The organism is Sphingopyxis sp. (assembly GCF_035998905.1).
Taxonomy (GTDB): domain Bacteria; phylum Pseudomonadota; class Alphaproteobacteria; order Sphingomonadales; family Sphingomonadaceae; genus Sphingopyxis.
In genome coordinates, this window is record NZ_DASYHG010000007.1 from 60,086 (window position 1) to 86,072 (window position 25,987).

The 25,987-nt window shown below is 65.2% G+C and carries 31 protein-coding genes; 14 read left to right on the forward strand and 17 right to left on the reverse strand.

All coding sequences use genetic code 11. The features are described 5' to 3' along the window. Positions 1 to 18: 18 nt before the first annotated feature. The 8 genes from VGN62_RS01835 to VGN62_RS01870 all read right to left on the reverse strand — a co-directional run bounded on the left by VGN62_RS01835 (position 19) and on the right by VGN62_RS01870 (position 3,816). Positions 19 to 609, reverse strand: a complete 591-nt coding sequence (locus VGN62_RS01835) for an alpha-ketoglutarate-dependent dioxygenase AlkB (protein ID WP_327450593.1) — start codon at positions 607 to 609, stop codon at positions 19 to 21. After that, positions 606 to 785 (reverse strand): DUF6961 family protein, encoded by a 180-nt coding sequence (locus tag VGN62_RS01840; RefSeq protein ID WP_327450594.1) that lies wholly within the window; start codon positions 783 to 785, stop codon positions 606 to 608. The genes VGN62_RS01835 and VGN62_RS01840 overlap by 4 nt, the downstream gene beginning before the upstream one ends. Beyond that, positions 785 to 1,459, reverse strand: coding sequence for an SOS response-associated peptidase (locus tag VGN62_RS01845; protein WP_327450596.1), 675 nt, complete (start codon positions 1,457 to 1,459; stop codon positions 785 to 787). The genes VGN62_RS01840 and VGN62_RS01845 overlap by 1 nt, the downstream gene beginning before the upstream one ends. A 59-nt stretch (positions 1,460 to 1,518) precedes the next feature. Further along, on the reverse strand, positions 1,519 to 2,178 hold the full coding sequence (locus VGN62_RS01850; RefSeq protein ID WP_327450598.1) for an SOS response-associated peptidase family protein: 660 nt from the start codon (positions 2,176 to 2,178) through the stop codon (positions 1,519 to 1,521). Between the two features lie 9 nt (positions 2,179 to 2,187). After that, complete coding sequence (locus tag VGN62_RS01855) at positions 2,188 to 2,631, reverse strand: hypothetical protein (protein ID WP_327450600.1); 444 nt, start codon at positions 2,629 to 2,631, stop codon at positions 2,188 to 2,190. A gap of 75 nt (positions 2,632 to 2,706) precedes the next feature. After that, positions 2,707 to 3,327: a retropepsin-like aspartic protease family protein gene (locus tag VGN62_RS01860; protein WP_327450602.1), complete on the reverse strand. Its 621-nt coding sequence runs from the start codon at positions 3,325 to 3,327 to the stop codon at positions 2,707 to 2,709. Positions 3,328 to 3,370: 43 nt separating this feature from the next. Further along, positions 3,371 to 3,637: a hypothetical protein gene (locus tag VGN62_RS01865; RefSeq protein WP_327450604.1), complete on the reverse strand. Its 267-nt coding sequence runs from the start codon at positions 3,635 to 3,637 to the stop codon at positions 3,371 to 3,373. Further along, the gene (locus VGN62_RS01870; protein ID WP_327450606.1) at positions 3,634 to 3,816 is read right to left on the reverse strand and encodes a DUF3606 domain-containing protein; all 183 of its coding nucleotides are present in this window, start codon (positions 3,814 to 3,816) and stop codon (positions 3,634 to 3,636) included. The genes VGN62_RS01865 and VGN62_RS01870 overlap by 4 nt, the downstream gene beginning before the upstream one ends. A gap of 367 nt (positions 3,817 to 4,183) precedes the next feature. On the opposite strand from VGN62_RS01870, the gene VGN62_RS01875 reads away from it, so the two are divergent. After that, positions 4,184 to 4,354: a DUF1328 domain-containing protein gene (locus VGN62_RS01875; protein WP_077029184.1), complete on the forward strand. Its 171-nt coding sequence runs from the start codon at positions 4,184 to 4,186 to the stop codon at positions 4,352 to 4,354. A gap of 470 nt (positions 4,355 to 4,824) precedes the next feature. On the opposite strand, the gene VGN62_RS01880 is transcribed toward VGN62_RS01875, so the two are convergent. The 6 genes from VGN62_RS01880 to VGN62_RS01905 form a co-directional block, all read right to left on the reverse strand. Beyond that, a complete protein-coding gene (locus tag VGN62_RS01880) occupies positions 4,825 to 5,319 on the reverse strand; it encodes a hypothetical protein (RefSeq protein WP_327450609.1) in 495 nt (164 codons plus the stop codon). Between the two features lie 70 nt (positions 5,320 to 5,389). After that, complete coding sequence (locus VGN62_RS01885) at positions 5,390 to 6,514, reverse strand: GGDEF domain-containing protein (protein ID WP_327450611.1); 1,125 nt, start codon at positions 6,512 to 6,514, stop codon at positions 5,390 to 5,392. 266 nt (positions 6,515 to 6,780) lie between these two features. Next, positions 6,781 to 7,224: a glycine zipper 2TM domain-containing protein gene (locus VGN62_RS01890; RefSeq protein ID WP_062183763.1), complete on the reverse strand. Its 444-nt coding sequence runs from the start codon at positions 7,222 to 7,224 to the stop codon at positions 6,781 to 6,783. A gap of 113 nt (positions 7,225 to 7,337) precedes the next feature. Continuing rightward, positions 7,338 to 10,658: an error-prone DNA polymerase gene (locus tag VGN62_RS01895; RefSeq protein ID WP_327450620.1), complete on the reverse strand. Its 3,321-nt coding sequence runs from the start codon at positions 10,656 to 10,658 to the stop codon at positions 7,338 to 7,340. Between the two features lie 127 nt (positions 10,659 to 10,785). Beyond that, on the reverse strand, positions 10,786 to 12,333 hold the full coding sequence (locus VGN62_RS01900) for a DNA polymerase Y family protein (RefSeq protein WP_327450622.1): 1,548 nt from the start codon (positions 12,331 to 12,333) through the stop codon (positions 10,786 to 10,788). Continuing rightward, positions 12,254 to 12,985: an ImuA family protein gene (locus tag VGN62_RS01905; RefSeq protein WP_054727824.1), complete on the reverse strand. Its 732-nt coding sequence runs from the start codon at positions 12,983 to 12,985 to the stop codon at positions 12,254 to 12,256. Before VGN62_RS01905 ends, VGN62_RS01900 begins: the two co-directional genes overlap by 80 nt. Positions 12,986 to 13,449: 464 nt before the next feature. Between VGN62_RS01905 and VGN62_RS01910 the strand changes: the two genes are divergently transcribed. The 6 genes from VGN62_RS01910 to VGN62_RS01935 all read left to right on the forward strand — a co-directional run bounded on the left by VGN62_RS01910 (position 13,450) and on the right by VGN62_RS01935 (position 16,261). Next, the gene (locus VGN62_RS01910; protein WP_327450625.1) at positions 13,450 to 13,776 is read left to right on the forward strand and encodes a DUF736 domain-containing protein; all 327 of its coding nucleotides are present in this window, start codon (positions 13,450 to 13,452) and stop codon (positions 13,774 to 13,776) included. A 100-nt stretch (positions 13,777 to 13,876) separates the two neighbouring features. Beyond that, positions 13,877 to 14,122 carry a FitA-like ribbon-helix-helix domain-containing protein gene (locus tag VGN62_RS01915; protein WP_054727818.1) on the forward strand — a complete coding sequence of 82 codons (246 nt, stop codon included), beginning with the start codon at positions 13,877 to 13,879 and terminating at the stop codon, positions 14,120 to 14,122. Continuing rightward, positions 14,119 to 14,541 (forward strand): type II toxin-antitoxin system VapC family toxin, encoded by a 423-nt coding sequence (locus VGN62_RS01920; protein WP_327450628.1) that lies wholly within the window; start codon positions 14,119 to 14,121, stop codon positions 14,539 to 14,541. Before VGN62_RS01915 ends, VGN62_RS01920 begins: the two co-directional genes overlap by 4 nt. Positions 14,542 to 14,795: 254 nt before the next feature. Next, positions 14,796 to 14,939, forward strand: a complete 144-nt coding sequence (locus tag VGN62_RS01925) for a hypothetical protein (RefSeq protein ID WP_327450630.1) — start codon at positions 14,796 to 14,798, stop codon at positions 14,937 to 14,939. Next, a complete protein-coding gene (locus VGN62_RS01930) occupies positions 14,884 to 15,279 on the forward strand; it encodes a short-chain fatty acyl-CoA regulator family protein (protein WP_327450762.1) in 396 nt (131 codons plus the stop codon). Before VGN62_RS01925 ends, VGN62_RS01930 begins: the two co-directional genes overlap by 56 nt. 313 nt (positions 15,280 to 15,592) lie before the next feature. Beyond that, the gene (locus VGN62_RS01935; protein ID WP_327450632.1) at positions 15,593 to 16,261 is read left to right on the forward strand and encodes a hypothetical protein; all 669 of its coding nucleotides are present in this window, start codon (positions 15,593 to 15,595) and stop codon (positions 16,259 to 16,261) included. A gap of 55 nt (positions 16,262 to 16,316) precedes the next feature. Here the strand turns inward: VGN62_RS01935 and VGN62_RS01940 are convergent, their stop codons facing one another. Together VGN62_RS01940 and VGN62_RS01945 are read right to left on the reverse strand one after the other, a co-directional pair. Next, positions 16,317 to 16,811: a YdeI/OmpD-associated family protein gene (locus VGN62_RS01940; protein WP_327450634.1), complete on the reverse strand. Its 495-nt coding sequence runs from the start codon at positions 16,809 to 16,811 to the stop codon at positions 16,317 to 16,319. Between the two features lie 10 nt (positions 16,812 to 16,821). Beyond that, positions 16,822 to 18,150 carry an MFS transporter gene (locus VGN62_RS01945; RefSeq protein WP_327450635.1) on the reverse strand — a complete coding sequence of 443 codons (1,329 nt, stop codon included), beginning with the start codon at positions 18,148 to 18,150 and terminating at the stop codon, positions 16,822 to 16,824. Positions 18,151 to 18,319: 169 nt separating this feature from the next. Here VGN62_RS01945 and cyoA point away from each other — a divergent pair, with 169 nt between their 5' ends. Genes cyoA through VGN62_RS01980 form a run of 7 tightly spaced genes read left to right on the forward strand, consistent with a single transcriptional unit; the run spans position 18,320 to position 25,083 of the window. Continuing rightward, positions 18,320 to 19,501, forward strand: a complete 1,182-nt coding sequence (gene cyoA, locus VGN62_RS01950; protein WP_327450636.1) for a ubiquinol oxidase subunit II — start codon at positions 18,320 to 18,322, stop codon at positions 19,499 to 19,501. Positions 19,502 to 19,518: 17 nt separating this feature from the next. Beyond that, positions 19,519 to 21,531 carry a cytochrome o ubiquinol oxidase subunit I gene (cyoB, locus tag VGN62_RS01955; protein ID WP_327450638.1) on the forward strand — a complete coding sequence of 671 codons (2,013 nt, stop codon included), beginning with the start codon at positions 19,519 to 19,521 and terminating at the stop codon, positions 21,529 to 21,531. A gap of 4 nt (positions 21,532 to 21,535) precedes the next feature. Beyond that, positions 21,536 to 22,162: a cytochrome o ubiquinol oxidase subunit III gene (gene cyoC / locus VGN62_RS01960; protein WP_327450640.1), complete on the forward strand. Its 627-nt coding sequence runs from the start codon at positions 21,536 to 21,538 to the stop codon at positions 22,160 to 22,162. 44 nt (positions 22,163 to 22,206) lie between these two features. Then, entirely contained in the window at positions 22,207 to 22,548 is a 342-nt protein-coding gene (cyoD, locus tag VGN62_RS01965; protein WP_327450764.1) for a cytochrome o ubiquinol oxidase subunit IV, read from the forward strand. Beyond that, positions 22,545 to 23,246, forward strand: a complete 702-nt coding sequence (locus VGN62_RS01970; protein WP_327450642.1) for an SURF1 family protein — start codon at positions 22,545 to 22,547, stop codon at positions 23,244 to 23,246. The genes cyoD and VGN62_RS01970 overlap by 4 nt, the downstream gene beginning before the upstream one ends. Continuing rightward, positions 23,246 to 24,553 carry an ATP-binding protein gene (locus VGN62_RS01975; protein WP_327450643.1) on the forward strand — a complete coding sequence of 436 codons (1,308 nt, stop codon included), beginning with the start codon at positions 23,246 to 23,248 and terminating at the stop codon, positions 24,551 to 24,553. The genes VGN62_RS01970 and VGN62_RS01975 overlap by 1 nt, the downstream gene beginning before the upstream one ends. Then, complete coding sequence (locus VGN62_RS01980; protein ID WP_327450644.1) at positions 24,550 to 25,083, forward strand: response regulator transcription factor; 534 nt, start codon at positions 24,550 to 24,552, stop codon at positions 25,081 to 25,083. The genes VGN62_RS01975 and VGN62_RS01980 overlap by 4 nt, the downstream gene beginning before the upstream one ends. Before the next feature lie 8 nt (positions 25,084 to 25,091). On the opposite strand, the gene VGN62_RS01985 is transcribed toward VGN62_RS01980, so the two are convergent. Continuing rightward, on the reverse strand, positions 25,092 to 25,985 hold the full coding sequence (locus VGN62_RS01985; RefSeq protein ID WP_327450645.1) for an ROK family protein: 894 nt from the start codon (positions 25,983 to 25,985) through the stop codon (positions 25,092 to 25,094). Positions 25,986 to 25,987: the final 2 nt, after the last annotated feature.

Consider the following 25,987-nt stretch of genomic DNA (forward strand, 5'->3'; position numbering starts at 1 on the left):
CGTCCTCCGCTATCGCGATCATCTCGCGAGGCTGCGGAAGGTGATCGACCAGCGCGCCTCCTCGATCGGCGCGATGCTATGCTCCCAATCGTGCCGCGCTTCGCCAGCGAGACGATAGATCGAGCGCGGCGCGAGCGGCAATGAGAAGCGGTCAAACTTGTCGTGCCTGCGGCGCCGGAAACGCATCGTCGCCTCTGCTCCCAGCGAAATACCGACGACATGTTCGAAGACCGGCCGGTCCTTGTGCCAGCCGATGCCGGCCCCGGGGCCGTATGAAATCAGCAACGCCTGCGCGAGGGCGGCCGGCGGAAGTCCTGCAAAACGCTCGGCGCGAGCAGCCATGGGCAAGAGCCAGTCGGGGATCGGCGCCGCGCGCGCGAAAACACCCGTTTGAAAATCATAGCTCCATCCGAACGAGCGGGTGAGGCGTTTGCCCTCCCATTGCTGGAATTTGAATGCCTCGAGCCCTGCATGTGCGATATGAGCTATGAGCGCCGCTTCCTCGGCTTCCGTGATGAAGGCTTCGGCCGCTTCGAGATCGGGAAGCAGTGCGCGGCCGAACAGATCGGGCTGCGCCGCGGCACTTTTGCTGACAGGGCCGTGTTTCATGCCCTTGCAAGTGCGTCGAGTTTCGCCGCGATCGCTTTCCAGCGCTCGACGCCCGCACTATCGCCCACGAGTGCGAGCGCGCCGATGCGCGCTGCGACGAAGCGCGGCGCGCCCGCTCCATGCTGCTTCTCGACCGCGAGCGCGCAGGCCCAGAGATGGCGCTCCTCGGTGAACATCAGAGCAGGGTCGGCATCACGGGCGGTTGAGGCAAGGTCTTGCTGCGGTTGCTCCATGGGTCGCGGCTATGCTGGGCGATAAGGCGGTCGCCAGGATATTTGCGCACGAGTTCGAACGCTTTCTCGGCGGGCGCGTGCAGCCAGGTCTCATGATCCTCGGGACGGAGGATCACCGGCATGCGGTCGTGGATATCGAGCAGTTCCTCGGTCGCGTCCACCATGACGCCGGTATAGGCGTCGCCCCATTCGTCGGTGGGGCGCCAGAGTCCCGCCCAGGCTGCGAGCGGCTGATCGCTGACGCTGATCCAGGTCTTCGACATTGCGCCTTTTTCACCGACGGCCTCGGCAAAGGCGGTGAAGGGGATCAGGCAGCGATGCGCCGGCCGGGCGAACCATTCGCTCCACATGCCATAAGGATTGAAGAGCTGATCGTCGCGTGCGTTGTTCGTCGGGATCGGCTTGTTGGGCAGACCTGTCTTCTTGCTTTTGGAGTGGCGCGGAAAACCCCAGGTCATCGAGCGCAGGACGCGCTTTCCCTGCTCTTCGCGGACGACCATGCCCGAATAGCCGGGATACACATCCTCGGCGCTGTTGAACGCCGGTACGGGGAGGTCGACGCCGAAATGCGCCGCAACCTCGGCCGCGCTTTTGCGCTCGGTGTAGAGATTGCACATGGACGTCAGTCTATCAGCATCGGGCCGGGAAGGAAGGGCGCGGCGGCAATGGCGCTCTGCTAGAGCAGCGCTTGCTGGGGCCGCGCGCTCGGGGGCAATTTCCCGCTGCGCCAGAGATCGTCGGTATGTTCGACAACGAAGTTTTCCGCGGGCGGGGGTGGGCGAAACTGGAAGCCGATGACATCCTTGATCGAGCCGTGGAGCCAGCGCTCATATTCATGGGGCATGAGGAGCACGGGCATGCGGTCGTTCGTGGGATGGACGAGTTCGTTCGCGTCCATCGTCATGCCGGCGTAAACGGGACCCATTTCGGGGGTGTTCTTGGCGAAGCCGGCCCAGGCCATGATCGGCTGGCCTTCGGCCGAGAACCAGCTGCGGGTTTTCTCGCCGGGAGAGTCGTTGGGGTTCGCGAAGTGCGTCAGCGGAATGAGGCAGCGATATCTGGGCTCGACGACGAGACCTTCCCACATCGGGTTGGTGAGATCGGCGACGAGGCCGATGCGGCCCGGCGGATCGCCGCGCAGCCGCATCTCGCGGGTGAGGCGCGGGAAGCCCCAGAGCATCTGGCGAAGGTGCCGCCGGCCGTTCGTTTCGTGGACGACGAGGCCGGGGAGGGCCTCGATCGTCTCCGAGGGAACGGCAATATCGGTAAAGCCGCCGGCGCCGAAATAATCGGCGACGTCCGAAGCCGTGGCGGCAAGGGTGTAGAGGCGGCTCATCTCTCGGCTTCAGGCGAAAATCTTCGTCCATTTTTGGACTTGTTCCGCAAAGCTCGCCGGCTCGAATCCGAGACCGATCTCGGTTTCGACGAGCGGGGCGCTGCCGCCGGCGGCATAAAAGCCGCTGATGTCGCTTTCGCCGAACGGGTCGAATTCCTGCGCCCAGCGATCGAGGGCGATTGCGCGCGCATGGAGCGCGGCGCCGCCATGATCACCAAGTCCGTGCTCGCGCGCGAAACGCTCAAGCAGACGGCCATGCTCCGCAACGTCGCTCGGGCTCTTCACCACAAGATGCCGGATCGTCTCGATCGCGCGCGCGAGATGCGCGCCGGTGATATGGACCGCGTTGATCGCCGCGAGAAAACCGCCGGGTGCGAAAAAATCATTGGCGGCAGCATGGCCGCGGATGCGGTCGTCACCTTCGGATCTGTCGAACTGGATTACGTCGCCCATGGCCGGTCTTTCGTTGCGAGTCGGTCGTGGATCATAGAACAAAAATGGAACAAAGGCGAATCTGTGCCGTGTCGATCAGGGGTCGACGTCGGCGGGTTGAGGAACAAGGAAGAGCGTGCGGCCCTCCACGCGCCAGGCGGCGAGCTGGGACAGGAAATTCATGCCGAGCACGTCCGTATTGCCGAGCGCGGGTGAGATCACGACCTTCAGCCGCTGTGCCTCGATGGCGCCGACCGCGAGCGCATCGACCGTTCCGGCCTCGGCCCGCACCGTCCCGTTCGCGGTCTGCATCAGGAGCGGCAGCAGCGTTGCATCGGCCTCGACCCCGGCTGCGCGGGCGGTCTCCTGCGATAGCGCCGTCACGGTGGCGCCGCTGTCGACGAGCATCTTTCGTTTGACGCCGTTGATTTCGGCATCGACCCAGAAATGTCCGTCGCGCGCCATGGGAATGCGCACCTCGCTGCCGATGACCTGCTGTCGATCGAGACCGATCGCCGCGGTGAGGCGGCCGAGGTTCGGATCGAAGGGGGCGTGCTGAAGAATGAGGAAGATCGCGAAGGCGAGAAGCGCGAAGGAGAAGAGGCCGCGCAGCACGCGGCCGACATAGGGGATCTTGAACAGCAGGATCAAGACGAGCGCGGCGCCAGCCGCATAGATCGCGAGTTGCTCCCAAGGGAGATCGGTGGTGAGAGGCATATCGGCGGCATTACCACCGGCCTCGTGTCGCGTGGCTGAACGATCAGCTCTCGGAGATCGTCTCGTCCTCGATCGCCGCGGTGATCATTCTTTCCCACACCCCGGCATCCCCGACTGCCAGCATGCGTCCGCTCGGCTCCCGCATCGTCTTGAGGATAGCGAGCGCCGCGGCGGTATACTCCGGCCAGAGCATGTCGACGGCATCGGCCGCCGACCGCAGTTCGCCTTCGCCGTTCCGGCTGAGCTCATGTCCGGCAAGGACCCTGGCTATCCGCTCGACAGGAGCCGTTGCGGCAGCGTCCCAGGTCATCGGCCGTGGTTCAGATAGGCGCGCACGGCGTCCGCGCTGTTTCCGACAGCATCGACGGCCTCGCGAAGTTCATCCTCGCCCACGCCGAGGCTCTCGGTCCAATCGCGGATCTCATAGTCTTCGGAAAGGCTGATCCGGTTGCGGTCGGGAGCGCCCGTCAGCTTCTTGTCGCCCGCCATCATCGTCTCCTGTGTCGGGCTCGCGAAGCCGGGCCGCGCGGGAGCTGCGGCCCGGCCCAGAAGGCGCAGATGATCTGCGCCCGTCTGTGCCGCGATTCTGTCGGTACCTTGCCTTCAATACGTCTTCGCTCGTTCAGCGGAGTGGCTCTCAACCCCGAATGACGCGCCGATGGCGGCAAGCGTTCCCGAGAAAATTTTCAGATTAACACAGGTTATTCTGGGAGCGCGGATGCTCGCCTGCCGCGGAACTTTCGCGGCGAGTCAGCGTTACCCGCTCATCCACCACGGATGAATTGGCGCAGCTTTCACCGTCCTCCGCAAGCGCGGTCGGGCGAGTGGCGGACTGCGTCCAGACGGGAGAATTATCATGTTCAGATGGGCTATCATCTTTGCCGTCGTCGCGCTCGTCGCGGCGCTCCTCGGCTTTGGCGGCATCGCCGGTCTTTCGGCCGACTTCGCCAAGATCTTGCTCGTGATCGGCGTCGTCCTCTTCATCGTCGCCTTTGTATTCGGGCGCGGACGCCGCACATTGCCCTGAGTTTCCGGGATGGCTGAAGTTTCGCGCTTTGCCATCCTCACGGGTGCCGGCGATCAAGACCCCCTCGGTCGCCGGCACACGACTAAATTCTCACCCGATACCGATCATGTCTGACGAGCGGTCCGACACGCTGGATGTAACGCCCGATGGCCGCTACTTCGTTGTTCGCGGCCGCCTTTGGCGCATGTCGGACCCCGCGCTGGACCCTGTCAGGCGCGAGCGGCTGGTTTCCGAATTGATGGCTGCCCGACGGGATGTAAAAGCCGCGCTCGCGGCTAGGAACGGCGTGGCTCTGCGACGGGCTCGCTCGGCGGTAGATCGATCCAAGCGCGCGCTTGGCGAGCGCGGACCGGTGTGGTGGGATGATGGAGCTCCGGACTTCAATCGGCGCATGGCAGTCAACACGCCCTATGCCCTCTGGTTAGAGGACTTGGCCCGCTAAAGGCGGCGTTGCTTCGCCTGGAAGCGTTTCAGGATTTTGCCGTCATTAGCGGAGACCTCGAACCGCGATGGATGGTTAGCATCGCGGTTCCGATCCCGGCGGCCGGAACAATTTTCATTCGCTCGGGTGCGATGCCCCGATCCTCGAGCAAATGGGTCAGGAGCCGGATCTGAGCTTCGTCCCCAGCTATTTCTATCGTGGTGGCAGGAGCCGCGCGCAGGACGGTGGCGAGGTCTGCGGCCCGCCCAAGACCGACGCTTGTCAATTTCGCTCTGTCCTCGTCGAAACCATGAAAGTCAAATGTCCTGCTTTGGCCATCGCGCGATGCAAGCCAATCCGCCATTTCGCGCGTTAGCGATCCTGACGCCGCCGCCATGGTCGAGCCATCGGGCAGCGTGACGAGCGCGCTCGTGGCTCCTTCTGGCGGCGCGGCCTCGACCCGTTCGCTGCCGCAGGACTGGAGCGAGAGGGTGGCGGCGCCGATAGCTAAAACGGAGGTCAACAGCATAAGAATACGGGGCATCAGTCATCCTCGATCCCCCTCGCACCACCAACGCGCGGCGCGAGCGAATGTTGCTGCTCCTGCGAGGTTTTCAGGCCGCGGCCTGCACATCGGCAGCATCCTGATATCGGCAGATACTCCGGCCACTCCGCTTTGCGGTATAGAGTGCCTCGTCGGCGAGGCTGATCAGTTGCTCAAGGTCGCGCGATATGTCGTCGCAGACGATATAGCCTATCGAGGTCGAAACGCGGATATCGTGGCTCCCGATGGCAAAGGGTCGCGCGATCGAGGCTGCGACACGTTCCGCTAGCATATAGGCCTCGTCTTGATTGCCGATCTGAAGCTGGACGATCACGAACTCGTCGCCGCCGAGACGCGCGGCAATGTCGCCCTCGCGCAAGGTTCCCGAAATTCTTCGCGCGACAGCGGTGAGCAACTCGTCGCCGACAGGATGGCCGAAGCTGTCGTTCACCGGTTTGAAGCCGTTGAGATCGAGACAATGAAGCGCGATAGGATGGAGCTTTGCGGTGCGCACATTACGGTCGAACCACTCGCGAAGCGCCAGCCGGTTCGGCAGGTCCGTGAGCCCGTCGCTTCGCGCGAGCGAAGCGAAGGTGAGCCGGCGACCGATGTCGTCGAGGGCGCGAGCGTGCCGTTTTCGCAAGCTGAAGATACCGCCCGCGAGAAAAGCGGCGGTCATCAGTCCGGTCGCGATGTGGAGCGGCTTTCCGGCGACGAGCATCGTGACGACCGGCGGTATGACAGCGAGAAGGAGCGAGGCGATGGCGATGCGTGGGCGGAGGCTCGTCCCCGCCGCGACCCCTGCTGCATAGCCGATCACGAGACAGATCGCGAGCTTGTCGATGGCTGGATCGGGCAGGGCGAGGCTCCGCGCTGCGAAGAGTCCGAGCATGGTTGCAAATATGAGGTAGCTCGCCGCGTAGCGGCGCTCGAGCCGGCGGGCCTCGCCGAGCGTGATGCCGGCACGATCCGCGCTCGGCGCATCGCGCCATGCAATCAGGAGCCGGGCGATCGAGGCAAGGACGCCGATCGCATAGGGGCCAGCGATCAGCATATCGCCGGATTGCTCGATAATCAGCGCCCCGCAGAGGAAGAATCCGAGCGACATCACGAGCGATGGCAGCAGGCCATCGTAAAGACTGCGGATCAGCTCGATCTCGATCGCATCGGGGGAATATTTGACCGGGGTCGACATCGCTCAGCTCCTTGCCGAGAATTACCGCCCACCGGGAGGACCGGTTCCGCCTGCGGACGGCCGAACCTCCTGAAATCCCGCACGCTTCAGCCTAGACCCCGAGCGTTAACAAAGTTGGAAGTGGGGCACATTCGACGCCCAAAAAGGTAAAGCCCCGCTGCACAAGGCTGCGGGGCTTTCCTGAAGTCGGGTCCTGAGACCCGAGCTTGCAAAGTAGATACGCGCTGACCGCCAGATCGTTCCAACCGCCGTCGATTATTTTGCGACTATCGGCAGCGCACATTGCTGCGATCGATTTCGCGCCCGACGGCTGCGCCGCCGATGGCACCGATCACGGTGCCCAGCGTTTCCGACCTGCCGTCGGCGATGACGTTGCCGAGTACGCCGCCGGCGATCCCGCCGACGATCAGTCCGGTCGACCCGTCGTTACGGCGGCAGTAATATTTATTGTCGCGGCCGCGATAGATCCGGTCGTTGTCGTTGAGGCGGCGTTCGCGATACCTCCGGTCGTTGCGATAGTAATTCTCCGCATAATAGCCGCTGTAGCGCGGATCGGGGCGGTCATAGTCGTAGCGGCCATATTGGTCGTAATAGGCACGATCATAATAGCCATAGCCGCCGTCGTCATAGGCGTAGCTGCTGCCCGTGGAGGCGCAGGCACTTACCATGGCGGTTGCGGCTGCGAGGGGAAGGATCATCAGGCGGTTCATCGGCATCACTCCATTTGGTTGCGTGCCTGGCCGACCTTGGCGGGGCATGCGCTGGCCCCTCATGATCTAGACCCCTGAAACCATGTCGAGTTCCGCCGCCTGCCGTTTGAAAGCTAACGGAAATCCCGTGGCTTGATCTTGATGCCCTCGGTGGGTTGGCCGGGAATGATACCGGACCCGAGGCGGAGGTCGGGGATATAGATGTCGCGCGGATTGCGGCCGAGCGGCTTCGTCTCCGGATCGCGCGGGTCGGGGCCAACGGGACTCTTGACGACGTCGGCGCGGCCGACCCTGTAGATATCGGCGATATCCTTGCGTTGCCCGACGCTCGCGAGCAGCGGGGAGAGGTCGTCGAGCCTTTGCGCGACGATATGGATGACCTCGCCCTCGCGCTGAACCTGACCGCGCACACTCATCATCGCGGCGCCGAGGACGACGCGGCGATATTTCTCGAAGACATTGGTCCACACGACGAGGTTCGCGACCTCGGTCTCGTCTTCGAGGGTGATGAACATGACGCCCTTTGCCGAGCCCGGCTTCTGGCGGACGAGAACGACCCCGGCGAGGTTGACCCAGCGGCCGTCCTTGATGCCGTGAAGCTCCCGGCACGTGATGATCTTTCGCGAGCGAAGCTCGTCGCGCAGGAAGGCGAGGGGATGGGCCCTCAGTGAAAGACCTGAGGCTCTATAGTCCTCGACGACCTCGGCGCCTTCGCCCATCGGCGCGAGCAGCGTTTCGGGTTCCAGCGCTTCGCGCTGGAGACGTCCGGCGCGTTCGTCGGCAGCCTGAAAGAGGGGAAGGGCGGCAGGTCCGAGGCCCTTCACTTCCCATAGCCCTTCCCGGCGCGAGCTTCCGAGCGAGGCGAAGCCGTCCGCGTCGCCGATCCGGTCGAGCGCGCCGCGCCCGACCCCGGCGCGGCGCTGGATTTCCTCGGCGCTGCTATAGGGCTCGCCGGCACGGGCCGTGGCGACCGCGGCGCCATCCTCATTGGCGAGACCGCGGACCATGCGCAGACCCAGGCGTACCGCATGATATTTGCCGTCGGCAGTCTCTTCGAGCGTGCAGTCCCAGCGGCTGTGATTGACATCGATGGGCCTGATCTCGACGCCATGATTGCGGGCATAGCGGACGATCTGCGCGGGCGCGTAAAAACCCATCGGCTGGGCGTTGAGCAGCGCGGCGCAGAATGCGTCGGGATGATGGCATTTCATCCACGACGAGGCATAGGCGATGAGCGCGAAGCTCGCGGCGTGGCTTTCGGGAAAGCCGTAGGAGCCGAAACCCTCGATCTGCTTGAAGGTCTTTTCGGCAAACTCGCGGTCGTAGCCGCGGCCGACCATGCCATCGATCAGCTTGTCGCGGAAATGGCTGACCCCGCCGGTGAGCTTGAAGGTCGCCATCGCGCGGCGGAGGAGATCGGCCTCGCTCGCCGTGAAGCCGGCGCATTCGATCGCGACGCGCATCGCCTGCTCCTGGAAGAGCGGGACCCCCAGCGTCTTCTCGAGCACGCGCCGTAGCTCGGGCGTCGGATACGTGACCTCCTCCTGTCCGTTTCGGCGGCGGCGATAGGGATGGACCATGTCGCCCTGGATCGGGCCCGGCCGGACGATCGCGACCTGAATGACGAGATCGTAGAAGGTGCGCGGCGCCATGAGCGGGATCGACGCCATCTGGGCGCGGCTCTCGATCTGGAAAACGCCCAGCGTGTCGGCTTTGCGGATCATCGCATAGGTCGCGGGATCTTCCGCGGGAATGGTGGAAAGATCGTGCTTCAGTCCCTTGTGATCCTGCAGGAATTCGAAGGCACGGCGCATGCAGCTCAGCATCCCCAAAGCAAGGATGTCGACCTTCATGAAACCGAGGGCGTCGATGTCGTCCTTGTCCCATTCGATGACCTGCCGGTCTTCCATCGCGGCGGGCTCGATTGGCACGAGTTCGTCTAGCCGGTCGCGCGTCAGCACGAAGCCGCCGGGGTGCTGCGAAAGGTGGCGGGGCGTGTTGATGAGCGTGCGTGCGAGCTCGAGCGTCAGCGCGAGGCGCTTGTCCCCGAGGTCGAGGTTCAGCGCTTCGGCATGCTTTTCCTCGACGCCCTCGCGGCTGTAACCCCAGACCGCGCCGGCGAGCCCCGCGGTGATGTCTTCGCTAAGCCCGAGCGCCTTGCCGACTTCGCGGACGGCGCCGCGCGAACGATAACGCGTGACGACTGCGGTCAGCGCGCTGCGGGTCCGGCCATAGGTCTCGTAGATCCACTGGATGATTTCCTCGCGCCGCTCATGCTCGAAGTCGACATCGATATCGGGCGGCTCCCGGCGCTCGGCGCTGACGAAACGTTCGAACAGGAGTTCGGACCGCACCGGATCGATCGAAGTGATACCAAGGACGTAACAGACCGCGCTGTTCGCCGCGCTGCCGCGGCCCTGGCAGAGGATCTCGCGGCGGCGGGCTTCGGCGACGATCGAGTGAACCGTCAGGAAATAGGGAGCGTAATCGAGTTCTCCGATCAATCGCAGCTCATGCTCGAGCTGCGTGCGGACCTCGGTGCTGACGCCTTCGGGGTAGCGGACGGGAGCCTTCTCCCATGTCAGCCGCTCAAGCTCCTCCTGCGGGGTGCGTCCAGGAACCTGGATCTCGTCGGGATATTGGTAGCGCAGTTCTTCGAGACTGAAGGTGCAGCGCGCCGCGAAATCGACCGTGCGGGCGACCGGCGAGCTGTCCTTGAGGTAGCGGCGGAACAGGCGCTCCATCTCGGCCGCCGTCTTGATGTGGCGGTCGGCGAAGCGCTCGCGGCGATCACCAAGCTCGTCGATCGTGCATTTCTCCCGGATGCAGGTGACGACATCCTGCAGCAGGCGCCGGTCGGGCATGTGATAGAGGACGTCGCCCGTTGCGAGCGTCGGCACTTTCGCTTTGGCGGCCAAGGCTGCGAGATCGCGCAGCCTGATCGCGTCGCCGGGGCGGCGCCGGATCGTGAGTGCGAGATAGAGGCGATCGCCGAAGATGCGACTGGCGCGGGCGATCGCCGCCTCGGCTGCGCCATCGGCGCGGTCGGGAAGCAGGATCGCAAGCAGACCCTCGTTCCAGTCCTCGAGATCGGGCCAGTCGAGATGGCAGGCGCCCTTGCCGGCGCGCGTCTTTCCGACGCTGAGCAGCCGGCACATCCGCCCATAGGCCATCTTGTCGGTTGGATAGACGAGAAGTGCCGTGCCATCGGCAAGATTGAGGCGCGTGCCGGTCAACGCGCGAACGCCGGTAACCTTCTCGGCGTCCCACGCGCGCACGATCCCGGCGACGCTGTGCCGGTCGGCGACGCCGAGCGCGGGCAGTCCGAGCATGGCAGCGGCGGTGAAGAGCTCCTCGGGCGACGAGGCCCCGCGCAGGAAGCTGAAATGCGTCGTGACCTGCAGCTCGATATAGGCCGCCCCGTCATCGGTCATGCGAAAGCAACGCTGCTTGATGGCCGCATCACGCAAATGCAGTTAAACACCGGTGGCAGTCTCAAGCGAATGCGGTTCGCTACCGGTCGCATTCTCAAGCGAATGCGGTTCAATACCGGTCGCATTCTCAAGCGAATGCTCCGTGAATAAACCAGCGCATCGAACCGGTTGCGGGATTGACCCCGTCGCCGAGGCGGAAGAGCCAGTAACGGCCGCCCGTCTTGGTCTCGACCTGATAATAGTCGCGGACGGTGAGGTGGGTTTCGCCTTCGATCCCGCCCTCGCGCCACCATTCGCCTTGGAGCCGCTCGGGTCCATCGCCTTGGGTGACCCGGTAGCGTTTACGGCGCCAGATGAAGAGGCGCGGCGCATCGTCGGGGAGCAAGGCGACGACATCGACTGGTTCGGGCCGCGCTAGCATGCGCGACGGCCGCGGCCAGTCGCTCCAGCTCTCGCCTGTCTCGGGCGCGAGCGCGGGGAGGGCAGCAACCGAGCGCTCGGGCATCGCGCTCGGTCGCGGCGCCGCGCGCTGGAGCGCGCGCTGCCCGAAGCGATTGGCGAGCGTGTCGACCAGCGCGGGAAGATCGGGTCCGCGCCGTCCGATATTTTCGAGCGCGTCGGCCTGGCTCCCTGGCTGCCGCTCGGCGAGCGCGGCGACGAGGGTCATCGCCTCGATCCCGAGACCGGGATCGATGCTCTCGATCCGCGCGGCGAGCAGCTTCGCAAGATGCCGGGGATCGCGCGAGGGCGAGGCGGTTCCGATACGGATGGCCTGCGTCTGCCCGTCGACGCGGTGGAAATAGCAGTCGAGGCGCCGCGCGACCGTTCCCGCGCGGTTGAGCTGGCCCGCGATATCGTGCGCAAGGTCGCCGATCACCTGCGCCAAGGCGTCCGCCGTCGCGAGCGGCTCCATGAAGCCGCGCCTCGCCTGCGGCAGCTCTTCGGGGAAGAGCGGTTCGATCGGCTCCGGCAGCGTGCCGAGTGCCTGGTCGAGCCGGCGATGCAGTTCGCGCCCGAACCGTTTCGCGAGCGGACCGCGTGGGCTCCCGATCAGCTGCTCGATCCGCTCGAAGCCCAATTTGCGAAGGCCTTCGACATCGGCGGACGGCAGGCGGAGCGCTGAGACGGGTAGGAGCGCGATCGCCTTACGGTGCGCTCCGGGTTCAACCGTGACAGGCCGCCCGGCGGGGACATGGCGGGCGGCCGCATGCGCGCAGCCGGCCGTGTCCGCGACCGCAATTTGCAGGCTGAGACCAAAGGCCGCGACGCGGCGGTGAAGATCCTTGAGCAAGGCTCGCTCGCTGCTGAAGATGGCCGCGCAGCCCGTGATGTCGAGCCAGAGCCCGTCGGGCGGATCAGGCGCGACAACCGGCGAATAGCGTGCACCTGCCCAGAGGGCGAGGCGACGCAACCCGTCGAGATCAGCCTCGGGCTCGGCGTCGACGACATCCAGCTCGGGCGCGAAAGCCCGCGCTTTCGTGATCGTCATGCCTGTCTGGATGCCAAGCATTTGCGCCTCGCGGCACGTCGCCGCGACGATACGCCGGCCATGGTCGGGAATCGCGGTAACGAGCGGGCGGGGCGGGGCGCTGCCGTCAGGCTGCGGCTTGCGCATCTTCCTGCGCAGCCGGTCGGTCGACCAGTGCGGCAGGAAGAGCGATACGACCCGTCGCATCGCAGCCCTCCACGATCCAGTTGTAGGGATTGCCCCCGCGCGCGCGCTCGAGCGCGACGCGCCAGCGCGCGCGTCCGATCGCGGGGATGCCGAGATCCTCGGTCGGACTCGCGGTGATGCGCCAGCGGGTCAAAGCGGCGCTGCCTTCGGCAGGCTCGCCGGCCTTGCAGGCCCGGCGGAAGATGAAGGCGGGGACGCCCGAGGCTTCGGCGGCGAGCTGCAGCCGCTTCGACGCGGTGGTGCTGTACTTCTTGACCTCGCCGACGACCCCGGCGAGCCCCGGATGGCGGAGGCACTCCTCCATCGCGAGGAGGACGTTGGTGTCGCTGCCCGCTTCGACATGAATGAGCCGGTCGGGATGCAGTCCGGCTAGATGAAGCGCGGGGGCGAAGAGATCGCGCCAGCGCAGGCACCAGAAAACCGGGCCGTCGCTCCGCGCGAGGATGCCGGCGAGGAAGATCGTGGCGCTCGCATCGTCGGCCAGTTCGGGGCTGCCGGCGAGCTCGTGGAGCGCGCCCGTCGCGATTCCGCGCGCCGGGATTCGCGAGTCGAGATCATCGATCCCGAACGGGATGACGTCATGACGCGCGCCAACGCCTTCGATTTGCGCAATTTTGGCGCGAATATCTTCAAGAACGACGGACTGGCGCATAGGTGCGGATAACTCGGTAAGCTGGTTTTGTGTTCCTTCTTTGTTCTCATTGCCCGCTGTTCGTCAAGGCGCGCTGCGGCGAAGCGGTGTCATCGCTGTGGATGAAAGACCGGAAAGCGAGGGTGCCGGGGGCGCCGCCGGCCGGAGGGAGGTACGAGCCGGCGGCGGGGCATACTGAAGGTTCGGGCCCTTGCGCCGGGATGCGGCAACGGAGCGCGGAGCGGGGCAATCGCGACGGCCGCGAGCCTGGCTTTCGCGTCCGGAGTCATGATTCCGCTGAGGCCCATTGTCTCCCGTTGCATGGGACCTTTCCCGCATTGGCTGCCTGATTGCGGGGCTCGGCTCGCCTAATGCCGTCAACCCCCTGCGGGGGTTCGCCCTCGCATGCGCTCGGTGACGGCGGCTCACGGCCCCTCCTTCTGGCGCCATCGGGGATGGTCCCCGAGCATCAAAGGAGACTGAACATGGGTACCACCATTGGAAATCTGACCCTCAAGGACGACGGAAGCTACGAGGGCACGCTCGCGACCTTGATGGTCACCGTGCCGATCGCGATCGTTCCGAACGGCCGCAAGATGAAGGAAAGCGAGCCCGACTTCGGCGTCGTCAGCCGCCGGAACGGCTTCGAACTCGGCGGCGGCTGGACGAAAACCGCGCGCTCGACCGGCGCCGAATATATCTCGGTGTCGCTGTCGGCCCCCGAACTCGGCGAGATCTTCTGCAATGTCGCGAACGCGCCGGGCGACGATCCCTCGAAGAAGGTGCTGATCTGGAACGCCCCCGGCAACTGACAGCATTGCGGCTCCGCCTTCGAGCGGGGCCGCACTTTTCTTTGCAGTCATTGATTGTTTTGCAGTCAATGACTAATATCTACGCTCAAGGAGACGCGACATGGGCAGCATGACGATCAGGGGCATCGACGACGCGCTGAAGCGCCGGCTGCGGCTGCAGGCGGCAGCGCATGGCCGTTCGATGGAAGAAGAGGTGCGCGACATCCTCCGCTCGGCGCTTTCTACCGACGATGCGCCGATGGGCAATCTCGCGGCGGCCATTCGCGCGCGCTTCGCGCCGCTCGGCGGCATCGAACTCGACATTGCGCCACGCGAGGACACGCGCGAGCCCATCGATCTCTCATGATCCTCCTCGACACCAATATATTATCCGAAGTCTTGCGGGCCGCGCCTGAGCCGCGGGTTCTCGACTGGATCGGGCGGCAAGCTGCTTCGTCGCTCTTCGTGACGACGGTCACCCAGGCGGAAATTCTCTACGGTATCGCAATTCTTGACAAAGGTCGGCGGCGCGACGAACTGGCAGCCGCCGCACTCTTGATGTTCTCCGAGGATTTTTCCGGTCGCCTCCTGGCATTCGACGGCGACGCAGCGACGGCATTTGCCGAAATCGCAGCGGCACGCCGTGGCATGGGGCGCCCGATAAGCCAGTTTGACGCCCAGATCGCCGCGATCGCCCGTTCGCGGGGAGCTATTCTGGCGACGCGAAACAGCCGGGATTTCGAACATTGCGGTATCGAGCTGTTCGACCCCTGGACCGAGAGCTGACAGGGGCATCGCGGGGGAGGGATTTCTGCTTCCCTAGGTGAAGGCGGGTGGCGCCTCCTGGCGGAAAGCGATACCCCCGCTCTCGGATAGCCGCTGTCCCTTGGCCGAGGCCCGGCCTCCTTCAATCAATCCGCTTGGGGTCAGCTACGCTTCGCGTGCGGCCGCTGCTTCGCACGCGGTGATTGCGGCCGGCCCCCGTCCGGCGGGGCGACTGTCGAGCGGGATGGTCCCGCTTCCCCGACAGGAGCCTCGATATGCCGCTTTCAACCGCCCAATCGCTCGGCTGGAATCTCGCCCGCACGATGATGACGATTATCGTCCTGATCAAAACCTCGGCTGGATATTCGGTCATGCCGCTCTCGCGTCGGCGGCTCATGCCCGCTCTGGAATGTCTATGAGGCGTTCGCGCAGCCGGGGAAGGTGCTGACGCAGATTGCGCAGATGCCCGACGGCCGAACGTATATGTGGATTGCGCGCACGGTCGGGACGGCCAATGCCGGCTATGGCGAACCCGGGAAGACCTTCGCGGTCGGTCTCGGCTGCGACATTCGCCATGCGAGCCGGCTCATTTTCTCGCGCGGCCTTGATCTTGCCGATCCCTCGTCGGCGGTTCCGATCGGGGCGGGGTGCAAGGTCTGCGAGCGGACGAATTGCTCGCAACGGGCTTTTCCCCCGATTGGTCGGGCTGTATCCGTCGATCAAAATCGCAGTACCCTGGCGCCATATCCCGTCGCCTGAAACGGTAATTCGCTTTTGCCACGCACGGGTCTGAGAGTTCGGTCCTCCAGCGGAAAAAAGGCGTCATTTTGAACCCGATTTATGGCGGCCTCGGTTAATCGAACAACCGTTAGATCATCAAAAATGTGGGGAGAAGTGTGGGGGGAGATAAACAGAATTTGGAAATTAATATAATTATTTCAATATTTAGGGCGTTGGTTCGATACAAGCCCTGCCACCACCGCCCTCAAGGGCGCTGCAAACCCCTGAAAGCACAGGCTTACAATCTTTCGTGGCTCTTGATGATTGGCCGCGCGTCCCGCATTCTCGGCGCATGAGCAAATCTAGCCAGAGCCTCAAGGGGCTGCGCCAGTTCCTCGATATCGAACAGCAGGCCGCGTGGCTGGAGGGGCGGGCGGAACCCGCCGACGTCGAGGAGCGGCACGATTCGATCGAGCAGCGGATGAAATACGCGCCTCGCTTCCAGAAACTGCTTCGCCGGCCGCAGGCGTCCGGGCTGTTCGAGATACTCGAGCTATATGGCCGGTCGTGCATTCCCATCCCCCGCGCGACGGAGCGCGCCTACTGGTCGGTTTCCTGCCTGCCATCGACGTCGGACAAGCCGCTCGTTCGCGTCAACGCAAGCTGGATGGAGCTGTTCACCCTTTACGCCGACGGCGATGACCTGCGCGCGCGGTTCATCGTGCATCTTTCGGACCTGACACCCGGCGGCGTGCTCGTGCCCGAGGCGGTCGACGCGGCGCTGCTGGAGCAGTGCGTCCGCGAGCCCGGGGATGTGAGCTGGTCCTCTCCGGAAGGACCCGACCTCTCGATCGTCAAGATACGCGGCATGGCGTCCATCGGGGATTTCCTCGCGGCCGATCCTGCTGTGCGCATCATCCGGCGATTCAACCTGACGCACATGAACCGCGGCAGGAACGCCTATCAGGCCAGCCACTCCTATAGCGTGGCGGACTATATGCTGGGGGAAGGCGCTCGCTGAGGTGGCCCGGTCGCATGACCGAGCATCTCGTTTACACCGAGAGGGGCGTCCGCTCTCAGTTCCAGTCGCGCGCGAGAAAACGCGCCTTTGCGCCGCCGAGGACGGCGATGGCGCGGTCGATGTTGCGCTCTCTCGCCGCATCCGATTTCAGATTGGCGAGGTAGCGCAGGATTTCTTTGCGGAGGCTGGGCTGGAGGCTGTCCCAGCGGTCCCTGGCCCCGGCGTCTTCATCGAGCCGTGCCGCGAATTCCGGAGGTATGTCGTCCTGCGGACCGCTGCGGTAGTCGGGATCGAAAAGGACCGAGACGTCGACGGTGTCGCCGACATCGGTGCCCGATGCCTTGCGGACGACCCCGTCGAGATAGAGATAAAAGCGTCCGTCGCCCGCCGGCATCATGTTGACCCGCCACGCGGGCTCCGGCTGTCCGTTCACCTGCACCAGCACGGGCAGGGGCTTTTTCCAGTCGGGCTTGATCCGCCGTGCCCGCGCAGCGCTGACCATCACAAAGGGATTGATCCCCCTCCGTTCGATCTTCGCCCTGAATTGCATCGGGGCGGGGTCAGCCGATCGTGCTGGCGAGTTCGCGGTTGAGCCACAGCGCGACGAGCGTGCCGATCGCGCCCGAGAGCAGATAGGCGCCCGCGGCGATCAGCCCGAACTGGCTCGACAGCCAGAGCGCGACCATCGGCGCGAAGCCGGCGCCGAACAGCCAGGCAAGGTCGGAGGTGAAGGCCGAGCCCGTGTAGCGGTGGCGCGGATGGAAGTTCGACGAGAGCGCGCCCGACGACTGGCCGAACGAGAGGCCGAGCAATGCGAAGCCGAGAATCATGAACGCCGCCTCGCCGATCTCGCCCGCGTCGAGGAGCTGCGGCGCGAAGCCGCTGAACACCGCGATGGCCGCGGCGGTGCCGGCGAGCAGGGTGCGGCGCCCGATGCGGTCGGCGAGATAGCCCGACGCGACGATCGTCCCGATCCCGACGACGGCGGCGATCGCCTCGATCATCAGGAAGCGCACCGGGGTTTCGTCGGTGAACAGGAATACCCACGACAGCGGATAGACGGTGACCATGTGGAACATCGCGAAGCTGGCGAGCGGCGCGAAGGTGCCGATGACGATCGTCTTCCATTCCGACCGCACCGTTTCGAGCAGCGGCGCGGGCTGGAGCGCGCGGTTCTCGAACAGTTCGGCATATTCGGGGGTGACGACGATGCGCAGCCGCGCGAAGAGCGCGACGACGTTGATCGCGAAGGCGACGAAGAAGGGATAGCGCCAGCCCCACGCGAGGAAATCCTCCGCCGGCAGCGCCGAGATCAGGAACATGAAGAGCAGGCTGGCGACGATCAGGCCGAGCGGCGCGCCGAGCTGCGGGATCATCGCGTACCAGCCGCGCTTGTTTTCGGGCGCGTTGAGCGCGAGCAACGAGGCGAGGCCGTCCCACGAACCGCCGAGCGCGACGCCCTGTCCCATGCGGAACAGCGCGAGGAGCAATGCGGCGCCGATGCCGATCGACTGATAGCCGGGCAGGAAGGCGATCGCCGCGGTCGAGCCGCCGAGGAGGAAGAGCGCGATGGTGAGCTTGGCGCCGCGGCCATAGGCGCGGTCGATCGCGGTGAAGATGATCGTCCCCACGGGGCGCGCGACGAAGGCGAGCGCGAAGATCGCGAACGACCAGAGCGTGCCCGTCAGCGGGTCGAGGTGCGGGAAAACGAGCTTCGGGAACACGAGCACCGATGCGATCGCATAGACGAAGAAGTCGAAGAATTCGGATGTCCGGCCGATGATGACGCCGATCGCGATTTCGGCGGGGTCGATGCGGTGGCCGCCGTCTTCGTGGAGGGCGCGCGCGTCGCGTTCGACCTCGGTGGTGGGGACGGTATCGGCAGCCATGGCAACAATCCTTGAGCTGGCGCCCTCCGCAAGACAAGATGCGGCGGCACGAGTCGGTCATAGGGCAAAATTGCCCGGAATGAAAATGCCCCTGCGCGATGATGAACGGTCGCGGGATTGGACAAAATGTCCTATGTGCAGTGCAACAAAGGAGGCCTAGGCGCGCATCATGCCAAGCAATCTCCCTCGTTTTTCCGCCCGATTGCGGCTCTTGCCGCTGCTCGCCGCGCTGCCTCTGTTGTCGGGCTGCGGGCTGATTGTGCTCGATCCGGCCGGCGACGTTGCGCGCCAGCAGGGCGACCTGATCGTCCTGTCGACCGTGCTGATGCTGCTGATCATCGTGCCGGTGATGGCGCTGACGATCTTCTTCGCGTGGAAATATCGCGCGTCGAACAAGGAGGCGACGTACAAGCCCGACTGGGATCATTCGACGCAGCTTGAGCTCGTGATCTGGTCGGCGCCGCTGTTGATCATCATCTGCCTTGGCGCGGTGACGTGGGTCGCGACGCACCTGCTCGATCCCTATCGCCCGCTCGCGCGCACCGCGCCGGGCAAGCCCGTTGCGGCCGAGGTGAAGCCGCTCGACGTGCAGGTCGTTGCGCTCGACTGGAAATGGCTGTTCATCTATCCCGAACAGGGTGTTGCGACGGTGAACGAGCTGGCGCTGCCGGTCGATCGTCCAATCCGTTTCCGTATCTCGTCGTCGTCGGTGATGAACAGCTTCTATGTGCCCGCGCTCGCCGGGCAGATTTATGCGATGCCCGGCATGGAAACCAAGCTGCACGGTGTCTTCGACAAGACCGGCGAGTTTGAAGGCTTTTCGGCCAATTATTCGGGCTGGGGCTTTTCGAATATGCGCTTCGCGGTGAAGAGCCTGCCCGCCGGCGAGTTCGACAAATGGGTCGCGACCGCCAAAGCCTCGGCCGAAGGCGACCTCAGCCGCGCCGCCTATCTGAAGCTGGAAAAGCCAACGCACAAGGAACCCGTTCGCCGTTTCGCCGCGAGCGATCCGCAGCTGTTCGACGCGGTCGTCAACATGTGCGTCGAGCCCGGCAAGATGTGCATGCACGACATGATGTCGGTCGACGCTGCGGGCGGCGCGGGGATCGCGGGCATCCAGAATGTCCGGCAGGTCACCTATGACAAGTTCGCGGCGCGCGGCACCGCGGAGGCGGCGCGGTGGAGCATGCGCTATGTCGCGGCTTATTGCAGCTCGCCGGTGATGTCGAACGACCGTCCGGACGCGAAGCCCGTCGCCCCCGCAAAGCTGAAGGGCGAGGGGCTGCCGGTCCCGGCGAAGCCTGAGCGCACGGCGCTGAACGCCCCCGCCGCCACCCGCCCGATGTCCTGAACCGAGCCGAGATCCCCATGACCATTCCGCATCCCGCTCCCGAAACCGGTCCGATCCTCGGCAAGCTGTCGCTCGAGGCGCTGCCGCTGCACGAGCCGATCCTCGTCGTCACCTTCATCGGTGTCGTCCTCGGCGGCATCGCCGTGCTCGGGCTGATCACCAAATTCCGCCTCTGGGGCTATCTGTGGAAGGAATGGTTCACCACCGTCGACCACAAGCGCATCGGGATCATGTACATGATCCTCGGCCTGATCATGTTCCTGCGCGGCTTTGCCGACGCGATCATGATGCGCATCCAGCAGGCGATGGCGTTCGGCGGGTCCGAAGGCTATCTGACCCCGCACCATTATGACCAGGTGTTCACCGCGCACGGCGTGATCATGATCTTCTTCGTCGCGATGCCGTTCATCACCGGGTTGATGAACTATGTCGTGCCGTTGCAGATCGGCGCGCGCGACGTCAGCTTCCCCTTCCTCAACAATTTCAGTTTCTGGATGACGACCGCGGGCGCGGTGCTGACGATGATTTCGCTGTTCGTCGGCGAATATGCGCAGACCGGCTGGCTGGCCTATCCGCCGCTGTCGGGAATATCCTACAGCCCCAATGTCGGCGTCGATTATTATATCTGGGGCCTCCAGATAGCCGGGGTCGGAACGACGCTGTCGGGCATCAACCTGATCGTCACGATCCTGAAGCTGCGCGCGCCGGGCATGGGCCTGATGAAGATGCCCGTCTTCACCTGGACGAGCCTTTGCGCGAACATCCTGATCGTCGCGTCATTCCCGATCCTGACCGCAACGCTCGTGCTGCTCACGCTCGACCGTTATGTCGGTACGAACTTCTTCACCAACGACCTCGGCGGATCGCCGATGATGTATGTGAACCTGATCTGGATCTGGGGTCATCCCGAGGTTTACATCCTCGTGCTGCCGCTGTTCGGCGTCTTCTCCGAAGTCACCTCGACCTTCTCGGGCAAAAGGCTCTTCGGCTATACGTCGATGGTCTATGCGACGATCTGTATCACGATCCTGTCGTATCTCGTCTGGCTGCACCACTTCTTCACCATGGGGTCGGGGGCGAGCGTCAACAGCTTCTTCGGCATTACGACGATGGTGATTTCGATCCCGACAGGGGCGAAGCTCTTCAACTGGCTGTTCACCATGTACCGCGGCCGCATCCGTTTCGAATTGCCGATGATGTGGACGGTCGCCTTCATGCTGACCTTTGTCATCGGGGGCATGACCGGGGTGCTGCTCGCGGTGCCGCCCGCCGACTTCGTGCTGCACAACTCGCTGTTCCTGATCGCGCACTTCCATAATGTGATCATCGGCGGCGTATTGTTCGGCCTGTTCGCTGCGATCAATTACTGGTGGCCCAAGGCGTTCGGCTACAAGCTCGACGTCTTCTGGGGCAAGGTCAGCTTCTGGTGCTGGGTTGTCGGTTTCTGGGTCGCGTTCACGCCGCTCTATATCCTCGGCCTGATGGGCGTGACCCGCCGGATGCGCGTGTTCGACGACCCGAGCCTGCAAATCTGGTTCGTGATCGCGGGCATCGGCGCGCTGATCGTGGCGGCGGGCATCGGTGCGATGCTGGTCCAGTTCGCGGTGAGCATCTGGCGCCGCAAGGAGCTGCGCGACGAAACCGGCGGCGATCCGTGGGACGGCCGCACGCTCGAATGGGCGACCAGCTCGCCGCCGCCGGATTACAACTTCGCCTTCACGCCGGTGATCCACGACCTCGACGCCTGGTACGACATGAAAAAGCGCGGGCACCAGCGTCCGGTTGACGGCTATCGCGACATCCATATGCCCAGCAATACCGGGGCGGGGATGATCCTGTCGGGCTTCTGCCTCGTCATGGGCTTCGCGCTCGTCTGGCACATATGGTGGCTCGTTGCCGTGAGCTTCGCCGCGACGATCGCCGGCGCGATCATCCACACCTTCAACTACAAGCGCGATTTCGACATCCCTGCGGCCACGGTCGCCGTGGTCGAGGACGCGCGCACCCGCCAGCTGGCGGCCGGAGCCTGATCCGATGAGCGCAAAAGCAATAGCCGCCGACACGCCCGTGCAATTCTACGACCTCGACGAGCATGCGCATCCCGAGGGGCACAGCACGATGCTGGGCTTCTGGATCTATCTGATGAGCGACTGCCTCATCTTCGCGATCCTCTTCGCCTGCTATGCCGTGCTCGGCGGCAGCTATGCTGCGGGGCCGGCGCCGAAGGATCTGTTCGACCTGAAACTGATCGCGCTCAACACCGCGATGCTGCTCTTCTCGTCGATCACCTACGGCTTTGCGGTGCTCCAGATGCAGCAGGGCAAGGTGAAGGGCGTGCAGCTCTGGCTCGCGATCACCGGCCTGTTCGGGCTCGCTTTCCTCGGGATCGAACTTTACGAATTCCACCACCTGATCGAGATCGGCGCGACGCCGCAGCGCAGCGCCTTCCTTTCGAGCTTCTTCACCCTCGTCGGCACGCACGGGCTGCACGTCACCTTCGGCATCGTCTGGCTCGTCACCCTGATGTTCCAGCTGTCGAAGCATGGGCTGATCGCGGCGAACAAGCGCCGCGTGATGTGCCTCAGCATGTTCTGGCACTTCCTCGACGTCGTGTGGATCGGCGTCTTCACCTTTGTCTATCTGATGGGAGTGCTGCGGTGAGCCACGATACCCACCACGCCGCCGACGGCCATCACGAGATCGAGATGCCGCACGCGTCGATGCGCGATTATGTCATCGGCTTCGTGCTGTCGGTGATCCTGACTGCGATTCCCTTCTGGCTCGTGATGACGATGCCGCTGAGCGCCGGGGCGACCGGCGCGATCATCATGGGTTTCGCCGTGGTCCAGATCGTCGTCCACATGGTCTTTTTCCTCCATATGACGCCAAAGGCCGAGGGCGGCTGGTCGCTGACCTCGCTGATCTTCACCGTGATCGTCGTGGTGATCATGCTCGCGGGGTCGCTGTGGGTGATGCACCACCTCAACACCAACATGATGCCGATGCCGCACGAACCGACGAGTCAGACGACGAGCCAGATTCCGTGACACGCGCCCGCCGCGCGGCCTTCGCCGCCGCGGCGCTGGTTGCGGCCGCGGCGCTCGCGGCGCTCGGCGTCTGGCAACTCGAACGGCGCGTGTGGAAGCATGAACTGGTCGCGGCGGTCGCGGCGCGGATCGAGGCCGAACCCGTCGCCGCGCCGGGACCGGAAAGCTGGAAACGGATCGGCGCAAGGCGCGATGCCTATCGCCGGGTAACCGCGACCGGCCTCTTCCGCCACGACCGCGAGACGCTGGTGCAGGCGGTGACCGATCGCGGGCCGGGCTATTGGGTGGTCACACCGTTCGAAACGCCCGGTTTCACCTTGCTCGTCAATCGCGGCTTCGTGCCCAAGGACCGGCGCGAAGCGAAAGCGCGCGCGGGGGGCAATGAAGTGGGCAGGGTAACCGTCACCGGCCTCCTCCGCGTCACCGAACCCGGCGGCGCCTTCCTCCGTGCGAACGATCCGGCGACCGATCGCTGGTTTTCGCGCGACGTCGCGGCGATCGCCAAGGCGCGCGGGCTGGGCCGCACGGCGCCTTATTTCGTCGATGCCGATGCCCGGGTGAACCCCGGCGGCTATCCGGTCGGCGGGCTCACCGTCGTCCGCTTTCCCGACAATCATCTCGTCTATGCGCTGACCTGGTTTGCGCTATGCGCGCTCAGCCTCTTTTTTGCCTGGCGTCTGTGGCGTATCCGGGATTGATGACCCACCCGACGATCCTGCCGGCGACGCCCGCCCGCGCTCCCGCGGGCCGCCGCAACATGACGCTGCTGATCCAGCTGCGCTGGCTGGCGGTCGGCGGACAGCTGGCGACGATCGGCATCGTCAGCGGCCCGATGGGCATTTCGCTGCCGCGCGCGCCCTTGCTGACGGCGATCCTCGTGCTGATCGCGATCAACTTCGCCAGCCTCGCGGCGCTGCGCCGCGGCCGCGCGGTAACCAACGCCGAACTCACCGCCGTGCTGCTGTTCGACGTTGCGGCGCTCGGCTGGCAGCTTCATCACAGCGGCGGCCTCGAAAACCCCTTTGCCTCGCTTTTCCTGCTGCAAGTCGTGATCGGCGCGATCCTGCTCACCCCGCGCTCGTCATGGGCGATCGTCGCGGCGGCGCTCGCCGCGCTCGCCGCGCTGCGCGTCGATCCGACGCCGCTCGTGCTGCCGCCGCCCTATGCCGCCGACCCGATGAAGCTCTATCTGCAGGGCAGCTTCGTCTGCTTCCTGCTCATCGCGGTGCTGCTCGTCGCCTTCGTCACGCGGATCAGCCGCAATCTGCGCGACAGCGACGCGGCGCTCGCGACGAGCCGCCAGCGCGCGGCGGAGGAGGATCATATCGTGCGCATGGGCCTGCTCGCATCGGGCGCAGCGCACGAGCTGGGGACCCCGCTGTCGACGCTGTCGGTGCTGATCGGCGACTGGAAAGCGGCGCCGCGGCTGAAGGACGACCGCGAGTTGCAGGAGGACCTCGCCGACATGGACGTGGCGGTGCAGCGCTGCAAGGCGATCGTCAGCGGCATATTGATGTCGGCGGGCGAGGCGCGCGGCGAGGGACCGCAGCTCACGACGATGCGCGCTTCGTTCAACGAGATCGTCGCGCACACGCGCGCGGTGCGCCGCCCCGGCACGGTCGAATTCAATGACCGCTTCGGCGCCGATGTCGCGATCGTGTCGGACCCCGCGCTGCGGCAGGTGATCGGCAACATCCTCGACAATGCGGCCGAGGTGTCGCCCGACTGGACGAGCATCACGACATCGCGCGACGGCGACATGCTGGTGATGGAGATCGCCGATCGCGGTCCGGGTTTCAGCGCGGAGATGCTGGAGAATTTCGGCCAGCCCTATCGCTCGACCAAGGGGCGCCCCGGCGGCGGGCTGGGGCTGTTCCTGCTCGTCAACGTGCTGCGCAAGCTCGGCGGCGGCGCCAGCGTGTCAAATCGCGACGCGGGCGGCGCGCTGGTGCGGATATTCCTGCCCATCTCGGCGCTCGCGCGCGGCGACGGAGAAACGGTATGAGCGAGCGGCGGCAATTGCTGATCGTCGAGGATGACGAAGCCTTCGCACGGACGCTCAAGCGCTCGTTCGAACGGCGCGGCTATGATGTGCGCGTTGCGCACAGCCCCGAGGCGCTCGATGGCCTGCTGGCGGACTGGCGCCCCGGCTATGCGGTCGTCGACCTGAAGCTCGGCGGGGCGTCGGGGCTCGCTTGCGTCCAGACGTTGCGCGCGCTCGATCCGGCGATGCGGATCGTCGTTCTGACGGGCTTTGCAAGCATCGCGACCGCGGTCGAGGCGATCAAGCTCGGCGCCTCCTATTATCTCGCCAAGCCGTCGAACACCGACGATATCGAGGCGGCGTTCGAGCGGTCGGAGGGCAATGCCGACGCGCCGCTCGATGCGCGACCGACGTCGATCAAGACCGTCGAGTGGGAGCATATCCACCAGACCCTGGTCGAGACCGATTTCAACATATCGGAAACCGCGCGCCGGCTGGGGATGCATCGCCGTACCCTGGCGCGCAAGCTGGAGAAGCGGCAGATCCGCTGAGCGCTGGCTCAGCCGCCCGCGACGCGGCGGAGGTGGCCGTCGAGGCGGGTCAGCGCGAGCGCGCCGAGCAGGCCGGCGTCATCGCCGAGGCCGGGGCGCACGATGAGCGTTTCGGGATCGCCGCTGAAATAGCCGTTCGATGCGGCCATCGCTTCGGCGCGGACGCGTTCGATCAGTCCGGGCGTGGCCATGACGCCGCCGCCGAGGATAATGCGCGCGGGCTCGAGGATCGCCTGGAAGGTGGCGACGGCCTGCGCAAGATACCAGGCGATGATGCGGTGCGCGGCATGACCGGCGGGGAGTTCGGATAGTGAGGCGCCCCACCGCGCCTTGATCGACGGACCCGCCGCAAGGCCTTCGAGGCAGTCGCCGTGAAAGGGGCAATTGCCTGCGAACGCCCGATCGTCGGGGTGGCGCGGCATACGGATATGCCCCATCTCGGGGTGGCCGACGCCGTGGATCAGCCGTCCGTCGACGACCGCGCCGCCGCCGATCCCGGTGCCCACCGTCAGGTAAAGCGCCGACTTCGTTCCCGCACCGGCACCCCACATCGCTTCGGCGAGCGCGGCGCCGTTGACGTCGGTATCGATCGCGACCGGGCAGGCGAGCGCGCGGCCGAACGGCCCGGCGATGTCCGCGCCGCTCCAGTGCGGCTTCGCGGTCCGCCGGATATGTCCCCATGCCGGCGATGACGGGTCGAGGTCGAGCGGGCCGAAGCTGGCGATGCCCACCGCCACATAATCGGTGCCCTGCGCGCGCAGCCAGCCGATCGCCGCAGCGATCGTTTCGGCGGGGCGCGCCGTGTCGATCCGTGTCCGCGCGAGGATCTGGCGCGTCGCGTCGCCAACGCCGACGACGAACTTGGTACCGCCCGCCTCGATCAGCGCGATCCTGTCTGCCATAC